Source organism: Phenylobacterium zucineum HLK1 (assembly GCF_000017265.1).
GTDB lineage: Bacteria > Pseudomonadota > Alphaproteobacteria > Caulobacterales > Caulobacteraceae > Phenylobacterium > Phenylobacterium zucineum.
The window spans coordinates 235,305-247,471 of sequence record NC_011144.1 but is presented as its reverse complement, the minus strand read 5'-3'; the positions used below and the strand labels follow the sequence as shown (position 1 = coordinate 247,471).

The window sequence follows — 12,167 nt, the reverse complement described above, 5'->3', positions numbered from 1 at the left end:
CTGGCCGCCTAGGGAGCCTGAGGAAGGCGATGAGAAAGTACCTCCTGATCGGCGCGTCCGCGTTCATCCTGGGCGCCGGATCCATGGCCTACGTGAGCCAGCAGGCGATCGCCTCGGCGCAGCCGCGGGCCAAGACGTACCGGATGCTCGGCCTGTTCGGCGACGTGCTGAACACCGTCGAGAACCAGTACGTGACGGAGGTCGACGACACCAAGCTGATCCAGGCCGCGATCGACGGCATGCTGACCTCCCTGGATCCGCACTCGGGCTATCTCGACGCCTCCGACTTCGACGACATGCGCGACCAGACCCGCGGCGAGTACGGCGGCCTGGGCATCGAGGTCACCAGCGAGGACGGCGTGGTCAAGGTGATCTCGCCGATGGACGAGACCCCCGCCGCCCGGGCCGGGATCAAGGCCGGCGACTACATCACCGCCGTCAACGGCGAGAGCGTGCTGGGCCTGTCGGTGAACGAGGCCGTCAAGCAGATGCGCGGCAAGCCCGGCGATCCGGTCACCCTGACCATCGCGCGCGAGAAGGCCGACCCGTTCGACGTGAAGCTGGTGCGCGAGGTCATCAAGCCGCGCACGGCGACGGCGCGGATGGAGGGCGACTACGGCCTGCTGCGCGTCTCGGCGTTCAACGAGAAGACCACGGACGAGGCGGAAGAGGCCTTCCACCAGCTCCGCATGAAGAACCCCGCCATGAAGGGGCTGATCCTCGACCTGCGGAACAACCCGGGCGGGCTGCTCGACCAGGCGGTCGGCGTCTCGGACCTGTTCCTGGAGGGCGGCGAGATCGTCAGCCAGCGCGGCCGCGACCCGCGCGACGTCGAGCGCTACAACGCCCGGCCGGGCGACATCACCGGCGGCCTGCCCATCGTGGTGCTCATCAACACCGGCTCGGCCTCGGCGGCCGAGATCGTCGCCGGCGCCCTGCAGGACCGCAAGCGCGCCGAGATCGTCGGCCTGACCAGCTTCGGCAAGGGCTCGGTCCAGACCGTGATCCCGCTGCGCGGCGGCATCGACGGGGCGCTGAAGCTCACGACGGCGCGCTACTACACCCCGTCCGGCCGCTCGATCCAGCAGACCGGCATCGAGCCCGACCTCGAGGTCGCCTCGACCCGCGAGGAGGCCCAGGCCATCGCCAACCGCGCCTACCAGTTCTCGGAGGCCTCGTTCCGCAACGCGCTGAACGCCGACGAGGGCAAGGCCCGCCGCGGCGCCCACGAGCCGGCCGAGGCCCCGCCCGAGAGCTTCGACGAGGCCAAGGACTTCCAGATCGCCCGGGCCATGGACGTGCTGAAGTTCGGCTCGGTGGCGGCCACGCCCAAGCTGCCGAAGCCGCAGGCCAAGCTCGCCGGCATCGTGGCCAAGGACAAGGTCGCCGCCGTCAAGCCGCCGCCGTCGGTCACCCAGAAGTAGCGGCCCGTTAACCATGGTGCGGGAGGCTCCCCCGGAAGGAGCCTCCCGCGCGTGGCGAACATCGCACTGCCCCAGTTCAAGCCTCCCGCCTTCAAGCTTCCGGCGCCGGACCTCGCCGGCCTGCTGAAGAGCCCGCTCGCCGGCGTGGCCGCGGCCGCGGCGCTGTTCGCGGGGGCGGCGGTGGCCCTGGTCGCGCTGATGGGCCCGTTCGAGGGCGGCGCCCCGCACGCCCGCCTGCCGCTGGACGCGGCCTTCCACGCCGCCCCGCCCGGCTGGCGCGAGGCCTTGCGGCCCGCGCAGGGCCCGCTCGTCGTCCAGCCCGACGTGGTGCGCCTGTCCGAGCGACCGCTGGCCCCGCTGGCGGCCACCGGCTGGAACGCCCCGGCCGCCCCGCCGGTGCGCGCCCTGGCCGGCGGCGCCCTGCCGGCCGCGCCGATCGCCGGCTTCTTCGCCCCGGGCCCCGGCGGCCCGCTGCCGATCATCGCCCAGGACGGGCGCACGCCGGCCGAGGTCTACGCCCGGCCCTTCACCTCCAACGGCCGGCCGAAGATCGGCCTCGTCGTCGGCGGCCTCGGCCTCAACGCCCGCGCCACCCGCCAGGCCATCGAGACCCTGCGCCCCGAGATCACGCTCTCGTTCGTGGTCTACGCCGAGGGCCTGCAGGGCTGGATCGACATGGCCCGCGCCCACGGCCACGAGGTGCTGCTGGAGACCCCGCTGGAGCCGCTGGACTATCCCGACAACGATCCCGGCCCCTACACCCTGATGACCGACGCCTCGCCGCCCGAGACGGCGAAGAAGCTGGAGTGGATCCTCTCGCGCGCCAGCGGCTACTTCGGCCTGACCAATTATCTCGGCTCCCGCTTCCTCGCCGACGACCGCGCCTACGAGGCCCTGGCCGCCTCGCTGCGGGCCCGGGGCCTGGCCTTCGTCGACGACGGAACCGCCGCGCGCCGGGGCGGGAACGTGCCCCGGGCCACCGCCGAGCGGGTGATCGACGACCAGCTCTCGGCCGGCGCCATCGACCAGCAGCTCCTGGCGCTCGAGGCCGGCGCCCTGCAGCGCGGCCAGGCGCTGGGCTCGGGCTTCGCCTATCCGGTGACCCTGGAGACCGTGGCGCGTTGGGCGAACGAGGTGGAGCAGAGGGGCTATCAGCTGGCCCCCGCCTCGGCGCTCATGGCCCGGAGATGACCGACCTATCCCGCTACCGTCCCAATGTCGGCGTGGTGCTCTTCCATCCCGACGGCCGCGTGTGGTTGGGCCGCCGCGCCGGCGCGGCCCCGCCCTACAACTGGCAGTTCCCGCAGGGCGGGGTGGACGACGGCGAGGAGCTGGAGGCCGCCGCCCGCCGCGAGCTCGCCGAGGAGACCGGCGCGGTCAGCATCGCCTACCTCGGCCGCACCGACGGCTGGATCGTCTACGACTTCCCGGAGGGGATGGGCGGGCCCAAGGCCTGGCGCGGCTTCAAGGGCCAGCGCCAGGTGTGGTTCGCCTTCCGCTTCGACGGCGAGGAGTCCGAGTTCGACCTCGCCGCCCACCACGAGCCCGAGTTCGAGGAATGGCGCTGGGGATACCTGGCCGAGGCGCCGGACCTCGTCGTGCCGTTCAAGCGGCAGGCCTACGAGCAGGTGGCCCGCGCCTTCGCCCCGCTGGCCGCCCGCCACGGCGGCGGCTGAAACCCTCCCCGCGCTCCCGCCTTTCCGTCTAGACTGCGCCCCGGACGAGAGCTCCGGGGGGAGCGAGGCGGAATGACGACAGTGGTGATGGCGCACGGCGCCTTCTGCGGCGGCTGGGCGTTCGAGCGCTTCCGTGCGCCGTTCGAGGCCCGCGGCTGGCGGGTCGAGGCGCCCGACCTGCGCGGCCACGGCGGCCATGCGGCGATGCAGGGCGTCGCCGGCGCCTCGATGGCCGACTACGCCGCCGACCTCGTCCGGTTCTGCGAGCGCCTGGACGAGCCGCCGGTCCTGGTGGGCCATTCCATGGGCGGCCTCGTCTGCCAGATGGCGGCGCGGCGCGTGCGCCCGCGGGCGATGGTGCTGCTGGCGCCCTCGCCGCCGTGGGGCGTGGCGGGCTCCTCCGTCGAGGAGGCGATCACGGCGGTGGGCGTGAACCTGCTGGACCCGTTCTTCTCGGGCGCCGTCGCCCCGGACCGCGCCCTGATGCGCCGCCACAGCCTGGACCGGGTTCCCCGCCCCTACCGCGAACAGGTGCTGGCGCGGGTGGGGCCCGAGAGCGCCCGGGCCCTGCGCGAGGTGCTGAACTGGTGGCTGGACCCGTTCATGACCACCAGCGTCGGACCGGGGCCCCTCCCCGCCCCCGGCCTGGTGGTGGCCGGCGGCCAGGACGTGGTGCACCCGCCGGCGACGGCGCGCCGGACGGCCGAGCGCATCGGCGCCGCCTACCGCGAGATGCCGCAGATGAGCCACTGGCTGCCCGCCGAGCCGGGCTGGGAGGCGGTGGCGGACCTGGCGCTGGACTGGCTGGAGGGGCAGGCCCGCGCCGCCGCCTAGAGGCCTGGGACGGGCCCTAGCCCGCGTCCTTGGTCACCAGCTTCAGTCCGACGATGCCGGCCAGGATCAGGCCCACGCAGAACAGCCGCGCGACCGTGGCCGGCTCCTTGAACAGCACGATGCCGAGGATGACGGTGCCCAGGGCCCCGATGCCGGTCCAGATGGCGTAGGCCGTGCCGAGCGGCAGGCTGCGGACCGCCATGCCGAGGAGGCCCATGCTGGCGGCCAGGCTGACGGCGGTGAAGATCGTGGGGCCGATCCGGGTGAAGCCCTCGGTGTACTTGAGCCCCACGGCCCAGGCGACTTCGAACAGGCCGGCGACGAACAGGATGACCCAGGCCATGGGCTGGCCTCCTTCTTGCGACGGAGGTCGTCCTCCCGGGAAAGGAGACGCGCCGGGGTCGTCCCCGGCGCGCGGGCAGCTCTTAGAACTTGCGTTCCTGGTACTGGAAGGTGGCCAGGTCGTAGGCCTTGTTCACCGGCGTGTCGTCGGGCTTGCGCACCGTCGAGATGTTCAGGCCGATCGACTGGTTCGAGGACACGTGCTCCCACGAGCGGCGCACGCGCTTCAGGCCGTCCGGGTCCACCGGCTGGGTGTAGTTGGCGGTCGGGTCCAGCGGCGGCTGCTGCACGAACGACCAGATGTTCAGAGCCGACACGATCGGCTCTTCCTGGCCGTGGGCGAAGCGGATCTCGCCGAAGCAGACGTCCTGGTTCGAACCCTGCGGATAGAGGACGACCTGATAGGCCTTGTGGCCGCCGAGCGGCTTGGCCCAGGTCTGGTCCCGGCGGTTCTGCTTGAAGCCCTGGGCCTTGGCCAGGTCGCCGAGGTTCTGGCCGCGCACGGCCGGGACGCAGACGTTCTGGATCACCGAGATCAGCACGGCGCCGTCGCCGGTGGTCGGCAGCTGGGGCGGGGGTTGGGCCGGAGACTGGGCCGGAGACTGGGCCGGAGACTGGGCCGGCGCGGGCGCTTCGGCCGCGGGGGCCGGGGTCGTCGCGGGCGCAGGCTGGGCGGCGGTCGCCGGGTCCTGGGCGGCTGGGGCCGGCGTCGCCTGGGCGGTCGCCGCGGGCTCCTGGGCGTGGGCGGCCGTGGCCAGGCCGGCGGCGAGGATCAGGCTCGAGATGGCGATACGCATGGACGGTTCCCCCTTCATCCCCGCGCTCGGGAATGCACGCTTACGAATGGTGAGCGCGGCGGACGACGGGCTGCATCCCCCCGTCCGGGCGCGCCCGGCGGTCGGGCGGCATCAAACCTTAGGCAGGCGCCGGAGGCAAGGCCCGAAGGCGCCGCTTTCGAGGCCTTGCGCGACCTGCCTAGGCCGCTTCCTGCGCGTGCTCGGCCAGGATCGTCAGGCCTTCGGGGGTGACGTCGGCGAAGCCGCCGCGCACCTCGTAGACCGTCACCTTGCCGTCGACGTACACGCGGACCTGGCCTTCCTTCAGGGTGGTCATGAAGGGGGCGTGATGGGCCAGCACGCCGAAGTCGCCTTCCGACCCCGGCGCGTCGACCTGGTCCACGAGACCCGAGAACAGCTCGCGCTCGGGAGAGACCAGCGAGAAGTGGAGCTTGTCGGCCATCGGACCTTACGCTTCCGCCGCCAGCTTCTCGGCCTTGGCGACGGCCTCCTCGATGGTGCCCACCATGTAGAAGGCGGCTTCCGGCAGGTGGTCGTACTCGCCGTCGCAGATGGCCTTGAACGAACGGATGGTGTCCTTCAGCTCGACGAAGGCGCCGGGCGTGTTGGTGAACTGCTCGGCCACGTGGAACGGCTGCGAGAGGAAGCGCTGGATCTTACGGGCGCGGGCGACCGTCAGCTTGTCCTCTTCCGACAGCTCGTCCATGCCCAGGATGGCGATGATGTCCTTCAGCGCCTTGTACTGCTGCAGGATCTCCTGGGTGCGGCGGGCGACCTGGTAGTGCTCCTCGCCGATCACCAGCGGGTCCATGATCCGCGAGGTGGAGTCCAGCGGGTCCACGGCCGGGAAGATGGCCTGGGCGGCGATGTCGCGGCTCAGAACGGTCGTGGCGTCCAGGTGGGCGAACGAGGTGGCCGGCGCCGGGTCGGTCAGGTCGTCGGCGGGCACGTAGATGGCCTGCACCGAGGTGATCGAGCCCTTGTTGGTCGAGGTGATCCGCTCCTGCAGGTTGCCCATCTCGGTGGCCAGCGTCGGCTGGTAGCCCACGGCCGAGGGGATGCGGCCCAGCAGCGCCGACACCTCGGCGCCCGCCTGGGTGAAGCGGAAGATGTTGTCGACGAACAGCAGCACGTCCTTGCCTTCCACGTCGCGGAAGTACTCGGCCTGGGTCAGGCCGGTCAGGGCGACGCGGGCGCGGGCGCCCGGCGGCTCGTTCATCTGGCCGTACACGAGGGCGCACTTGGAGCCTTCGGTCGAGCCGTTGTTCTTCTTCGGGTCCACGTTCACGTTGGACTCGATCATCTCGTGGTAGAGGTCGTTGCCCTCGCGGGTCCGCTCGCCCACGCCGGCCAGCACCGAGTAGCCGCCGTACGCCTTGGCGATGTTGTTGATCAGCTCCTGCATCGTCACGGTCTTGCCGACGCCGGCGCCGCCGAACAGGCCGATCTTGCCGCCCTTGGTGTAGGGGCACATCAGGTCGATGACCTTGATCCCGGTGACGAGCACTTCGGCCGAGGTCGACTGCTCGGCGAAGCTCGGGGCCTCGCGGTGGATCGGGGCGTATTCCGTGGTCTTGATCGGGCCGGCCTCGTCGATCGGCTCGCCGATGACGTTCATGATGCGGCCGAGCGTCGCCGGGCCCACCGGCACGCTGATCGAGGCGCCGGTGTCGGTCACCGGCTGGCCGCGGGTCAGGCCCTCGGTGGTGTCCATGGCGATGGTGCGCACGGTGTTCTCGCCCAGGTGCTGGGCGACCTCGAGCACCAGGCGGAAGGGCTGGCCCGTCCGCTGGTCGGTGTTGCTCGTCTCGAGCGCGTTCATGATCGCCGGCAGGTGGCCTTCGAACTCGACGTCGACGACGGCGCCGATGACCTGGACGATCTTGCCGGTGGCGACACCTTGGGCGGCGGCCGGGGCGGAGCCGGCGGCCTTCTTGGCCGGAGCGCGGCGAGCGGGCTTCTTGGCGACAGCAGCTTCAGACATATCGGGCTCTTTCGGTGACTAGAGCGCTTCGGCGCCGGAGATGATCTCGATCAGCTCCTTGGTGATCTGCGCCTGGCGTGAACGGTTGTATTGCAGGGTGAGGCTGGCGATCATGTCGCCGGCGTTGCGGGTCGCGTTGTCCATCGCCGTCATCTGCGCGGCGTAGAACCCGGCCTGGTTCTCCAGCGTGGCCGAGAGCAGCTGGGTGGTGACGTTGCGCGGCAGCAGCGTCTCCAGGATCTGCTCCTCGTCGGGCTCGTACTCGTAGGTCGCGCCCTTCAGGTCCAGCGGCGCCTGGCCGGCGGCCACCTCGGCCGGGATCAGCTGGCGCACGGTCGGCTGCTGGGTGACCACCGACTTGAAGCTCGAGAACACCAGGTGGACCACGTCCACCTCGCCCGCCTCGAACATCTCCTGGATCCGGGCCGAAACCTCCTCGGCGACGGCCAGCGAGGGGTTCGAGCCCGCCTCGTAGGTGGCGACCAGGCGCTCGCCGGCCAGGCGGCGGAGCTGGTCGCGGGCCTTGCGGCCGATGGTGATGACGCGGACGTCCTTGCCCTCGGCCGACAGGGCGTTGATGCGCTCGCGCGCCGCCCGGACGATGGCCGAGTTGAAGCCGCCGGCCAGGCCGCGGTCCGAGGTGGCCACGACCACCAGGTGGCGCCGGTCCGAGCCGGTGCCCGCCAGCAGCTTGGGCGCCCCGTCGCCGGACACGCCGGCGGCGAGGTTGGCGATGACCGAGGCCATCCGCTGGGCGTACGGACGCGCGTTCTGCGCGGCGTCCTGCGCCTTCCGCAGCTTCGCCGCCGCCACCATCTGCATCGCCTTCGTGATCTTCTGCGTGGCCTTCACGCTTCCGATCCGATTGCGCATCTCCTTGAGGCTGGCCATCGCCTGCTACTCGCTCCCGGGTCCGGTCAGCTTCAGGCGAAGGAGTCGGCGAAGGCGGCGAGCGCCGACTTCAGGCGATCCTCCACCGGGCCGAGGTCCTTCTTGGTGCGGATCTCGTCCAGGATGTCCTGGTGCTTGGCGTGCATGTAGCTGAGCAGCTCGGACTCGAAGCGGCCGACCTGGGCGGTCGGGATCTTGTCGAGGTAGCCGCGGGTGCCGGCGTAGACCGACACGACCTGCTCCTCCACCGCCAGCGGCGAGTACTGCGGCTGCTTCAGGAGCTCGGTCAGGCGCTCGCCGCGCGCCAGCTGGCGCTGGGTGGCGACGTCGAGGTCCGAGCCGAACTTCGCGAAGGCGGCCATTTCCCGGTACTGGGCGAGCTCGCCCTTGATCGGGCCGGCGGCGGTCTTCATCGCCTTGATCTGGGCCGAGGAGCCCACGCGCGAGACCGAGATGCCGACGTTCACCGCCGGGCGGATGCCCTGGAAGAACAGGTCGGTCTCGAGGAAGATCTGGCCGTCGGTGATCGAGATCACGTTGGTCGGGATGTAGGCCGACACGTCGTTGGCCTGCGTCTCGATGATCGGCAGGGCGGTCAGCGAGCCCAGGCCGTTGTCCTCGTTCAGCTTCGCCGCGCGCTCCAGCAGGCGGGAGTGCAGGTAGAAGACGTCGCCCGGATAGGCTTCGCGGCCCGGCGGACGGCGCAGCAGCAGCGACATCTGGCGGTAGGCGACGGCCTGCTTGGACAGGTCGTCATAGATGATCACGGCGTGCATGCCGTTGTCGCGGAACCACTCGCCCATGGCGCAGCCGGCGAACGGGGCCAGGAACTGCAGCGGGGCCGGCTCGGAGGCCGTGGCCGACACGACGATGGTGTAGTCGAGGGCGCCGCGCTCCTCGAGGGTCTTCACGATCTGGGCGACGGTCGAGCGCTTCTGACCGATGGCCACGTAGATGCAGTAGAGCTTCTGGCTCTCGTCGCCGCCGGCGTTGACCTGCTTCTGGTTCAGGATGGTGTCGACGGCCACGGCCGTCTTGCCGGTCTGGCGGTCGCCGATGATCAGCTCGCGCTGGCCGCGGCCGACCGGGATCAGGGTGTCGATGGCCTTCAGGCCGGTCTGCACTGGCTCGTGCACCGACTTGCGCGGGATGATGCCCGGGGCCTTCACGTCCACGCGGCGGCGTTCGGCCACGTTCTGGATCGGGCCCTTGCCGTCGATCGGCTCGCCCAGCGGGTTCACGACGCGGCCCAGCAGACCCTTGCCCACCGGCACGTCCACGATCTCGCCGAGGCGGCGGACTTCGTCGCCCTCGCGGATGGCGCGGTCCTCGCCGAAGATCACGATGCCGACGTTGTCGCGTTCGAGGTTCAGGGCCATGCCCTTCACGCCGGCGGAGGGGAATTCCACCATCTCGCCAGCCTGGACGTTGTCGAGGCCGTAGACGCGGGCGATGCCGTCGCCGACCGACAGCACCGAACCGACGTCGGAGACGTCGGCTTCCTCGCCGAAGTTGGCGATCTGCGACTTCAGGATGGCCGAGATTTCGGCGGCGCGGATATCCATGGGCTTTACGCTCTCTTGAGGGCGAATTTCAGGGAGTCGAGCTTCGAACGGAGCGAAGCGTCGAAGAGGCGGGAACCGACCTTCACCTTGATGCCGCCCAGCAGGGCGGGATCGACGCGGGTCGTGATTTCGGGGTCCTTGCCGAGCGCCTGGCGCAGCGCCTGGGCGAGGCCCTTGGCCTGGGCCGACGACAGCGGCAGGGCGGTCGTGACCTCGGCCGAGACGGCGCCGCGGGCCTCGGCGGCCAGGCGCTCGAACGCCGAGATCACCTCGGGCAGGGCCGCGGCGCGGCCGTTCGCCGCGAGCAGCCCCAGGAACTTCTTGGTCGTCGGCTTGAACTTCGCCTTGTCGGCGATGGCCGAGAGGCCCTTGCGCTTGTCGTCCGCGCCGAACGCCGGCGAGGCCAGCAGGACGCGCAGGTCGCGGCTGTCGGCGATCGCCGCCTTCAGCGACTTGAGGTCGGCCTCCACGGCCGGGACCTCCTTCTGCTCGCTTGCGAGGTCGAACAGGGCCTGGGCGTACCTGGAACCCACATTCGAAGACTTGGAGTCATCCGCCACTTGAAACTCGCCCGGTGCGTGTCACGTGCCGCCAGCGGAGCTTCCGCCGCGGCCTAAAGGCCTGAAAGTGCTTGAAAAAAAGCACAGTGAGCCAAGAGCCTCGAAGACCCCTGACCGACAGCCGCGCGCCAGTTAGCACGCGATCTTTTGCGCTGCAACCGAGGGGGCCGAAAGGGCGGCGATTATGCGCGCGCGGGCGCCGCAGCGTCACCTTGCACACGTCCCTGTGAACCTGCGCCGCAGGAACATTGGTCCGGGGCCGGAGGTTGGAGTTGGCCGCCGCGGGATCGGAGCCCCGCGGCCCCGTGCGTGCGCGTCAGTCGGGGCGCGCCGCCGGGCAGTTCTCGGAGTTCCTCGATGTTCGTCGATCGCCCCTTCAGCGACCGCGGCCGGCCGGCCCGGGCGCATTTCACCCTGCCCATCACTGTCCACGCGCACGGGGAGGCCTGAGCCATGGCCGGCGCCGTTCCCAGCATCAACCTTCCCGTCCCGCCCGGCGGACACCTGTTCGTCAGCGAGGCGGGCCTGCCTGAGGGCACGAACCCCGGCGGGGCGAGCACCCAGAGCAGCTGGACCTTCACGGTCAGTTCGCCCGACGGAATCGAGAACCTCACCGTCGGCGGCTACGCGGCGATCCGCGGCGGCGTCTTCACCCCGGGCTCGGTCGACCTCGGCTTCGCCGTCCTGTCGGTCACCGGCTTCGAGCCCGGCAACGGCTCGGTGAGCGTGAACTACCGCCTGACGGGGCCCATCGACAGCGGCGGCGGCTCGCAGACCCGCTACGGCACGATCCTCGGCTACGAGGTGGTCCTCGAGGATCCCGACGGCGACCGCGCCGAGGCCGACCTCGTGGTCCAGATCCGCGACGACGAGGCCGTGGCCCTGTCGCCCGACGCGGCCGCCGCCGCGGCTGGCGGGACCGCGTCCGGCAACCTCGTCGCGGACGGGACGGCCGACAGCTTCACGGCCGACGGCTTCGGCGGGATCACCCGCATCGGCGACGCCAGCGGCGGAGCCTGGGACGCCACGCCCGACGCCTCGGGCCGGCTGGTGTTCGAAGGGGCCTACGGGACCCTGAGCGTGAACGCGGCCGGCGACTACAGCTATGCCGCGCGCGCGGACGCGCCCGCGGGCGCGGTCGACCGCCTCACCTACTGGGCCCAGGACGGCGACGGCGACGAGCGGATGTCCTGGCTGGAGGTCACGATCCGGGAGGGCGGGGGGTCCGCGCCCACCGGCGGCGAGGGCCAGGCGATCGCGGCCGACGGCCCCTACGCCACCCTCTCCGGCGGGGCCGGGAACGACACCCTGACCGCCAGCGCCGGCGGCGACACCATCACGGCCGGCGACGGGGCCGACGTCATCGTCCTGCCGAGCGAGCCCTGGGCGCCGCACGTCGTCGCCGACTTCGCCCTCGGGACCGACCGGCTGGACTTCCCGGCGCTGGAGGCGGCCTACGGCGGCGCCGATCCGGTGGCGGACGGCTTCGTCTGGTTCCTGGACGACGGCGCGGGCGGGACGAAGCTGCTGTTCGACCGCGACGGCGCGGCCGACGGCCAGGAATGGCCGAACTACGTCCTGCACCTGCAGGGGGTCTCGGCCGACGGCCTGACCTGGGACGCGCTGGCGGGCGGCGGCGGCTCGGCGCCTGCCGAGCCCGATCCGGGTCCCGATCCCGAACCGCCGGCCGCCGGGGGCGAGCTGATCGTCTCGCCGGGGCCCGGCTCGACCCTGACCGGCGGGGCGGGGAACGACACCCTGGTCTCCAGCCGCGGCGAGGACGTGCTTTCGGGCGGGGCGGGCGCCGACCGGTTCGTGTTCGAGGCCGAGAACTGGGCCCCGGCGCGCATCGCCGACTTCGAGCCCGGCGCCGACGTCATCGACCTGCGCGGCATGCTGGACGCCATCGGCTACGCCGGGACCGATCCGTTCGCCGACGGCCACCTGCGGCTGATCGAGGACGGCGCGGGCGGGACCAAGGTGCTGTTCGACCGCGACGCCGAGGGTCCCGACCCCGTCTGGGCCAACTACGTCTTCCAGGTGGAGCACGTCGCGCCCGCGGCGCTCGGCGCCTCGGCCTGGATCTTCCAGTAG

The 12,167-nt window shown here is 71.6% G+C and carries 12 protein-coding genes; 5 read left to right on the top strand and 7 right to left on the bottom strand.

Going from position 1 to position 12,167, the window contains the following annotated elements:
• Positions 1-29: 29 nt before the first annotated feature.
• The 4 genes from PHZ_RS01355 to PHZ_RS01340 all read left to right on the top strand — a co-directional run bounded on the left by PHZ_RS01355 (position 30) and on the right by PHZ_RS01340 (position 3,934).
• Positions 30-1,424 (top strand): S41 family peptidase, encoded by a 1,395-nt coding sequence (locus PHZ_RS01355; RefSeq protein ID WP_012520806.1) that lies wholly within the window; start codon positions 30-32, stop codon positions 1,422-1,424.
• Between the two features lie 60 nt (positions 1,425-1,484).
• Positions 1,485-2,615, top strand: coding sequence for a divergent polysaccharide deacetylase family protein (locus tag PHZ_RS01350; RefSeq protein ID WP_083771003.1), 1,131 nt, complete (start codon positions 1,485-1,487; stop codon positions 2,613-2,615).
• Positions 2,612-3,100, top strand: coding sequence for an RNA pyrophosphohydrolase (locus PHZ_RS01345; protein WP_041372954.1), 489 nt, complete (start codon positions 2,612-2,614; stop codon positions 3,098-3,100). The genes PHZ_RS01350 and PHZ_RS01345 overlap by 4 nt, the downstream gene beginning before the upstream one ends.
• Before the next feature lie 72 nt (positions 3,101-3,172).
• Positions 3,173-3,934: an alpha/beta fold hydrolase gene (locus PHZ_RS01340; protein WP_012520803.1), complete on the top strand. Its 762-nt coding sequence runs from the start codon at positions 3,173-3,175 to the stop codon at positions 3,932-3,934.
• 16 nt (positions 3,935-3,950) lie between these two features.
• Here PHZ_RS01340 and sugE read toward each other — a convergent pair whose 3' ends face one another.
• The 7 genes from sugE to PHZ_RS01305 form a co-directional block, all read right to left on the bottom strand.
• Complete coding sequence (gene sugE, locus PHZ_RS01335) at positions 3,951-4,277, bottom strand: quaternary ammonium compound efflux SMR transporter SugE (RefSeq protein ID WP_012520802.1); 327 nt, start codon at positions 4,275-4,277, stop codon at positions 3,951-3,953.
• Between the two features lie 82 nt (positions 4,278-4,359).
• On the bottom strand, positions 4,360-5,073 hold the full coding sequence (locus PHZ_RS22945) for a hypothetical protein (RefSeq protein WP_012520801.1): 714 nt from the start codon (positions 5,071-5,073) through the stop codon (positions 4,360-4,362).
• Between the two features lie 178 nt (positions 5,074-5,251).
• A complete protein-coding gene (locus PHZ_RS01325) occupies positions 5,252-5,515 on the bottom strand; it encodes an ATP synthase F1 subunit epsilon (protein ID WP_012520800.1) in 264 nt (87 codons plus the stop codon).
• Positions 5,516-5,521: 6 nt separating this feature from the next.
• A complete protein-coding gene (gene atpD / locus PHZ_RS01320) occupies positions 5,522-7,057 on the bottom strand; it encodes a F0F1 ATP synthase subunit beta (RefSeq protein WP_012520799.1) in 1,536 nt (511 codons plus the stop codon).
• 18 nt (positions 7,058-7,075) lie between these two features.
• A complete protein-coding gene (locus tag PHZ_RS01315; RefSeq protein ID WP_012520798.1) occupies positions 7,076-7,948 on the bottom strand; it encodes a F0F1 ATP synthase subunit gamma in 873 nt (290 codons plus the stop codon).
• A 32-nt stretch (positions 7,949-7,980) separates the two neighbouring features.
• Positions 7,981-9,513: a F0F1 ATP synthase subunit alpha gene (atpA, locus tag PHZ_RS01310; RefSeq protein ID WP_012520797.1), complete on the bottom strand. Its 1,533-nt coding sequence runs from the start codon at positions 9,511-9,513 to the stop codon at positions 7,981-7,983.
• Between the two features lie 5 nt (positions 9,514-9,518).
• A complete protein-coding gene (locus PHZ_RS01305) occupies positions 9,519-10,073 on the bottom strand; it encodes a F0F1 ATP synthase subunit delta (protein ID WP_012520796.1) in 555 nt (184 codons plus the stop codon).
• 453 nt (positions 10,074-10,526) lie between these two features.
• Here PHZ_RS01305 and PHZ_RS01300 point away from each other — a divergent pair, with 453 nt between their 5' ends.
• Positions 10,527-12,167 (top strand): calcium-binding protein, encoded by a 1,641-nt coding sequence (locus PHZ_RS01300; protein ID WP_012520795.1) that lies wholly within the window; start codon positions 10,527-10,529, stop codon positions 12,165-12,167.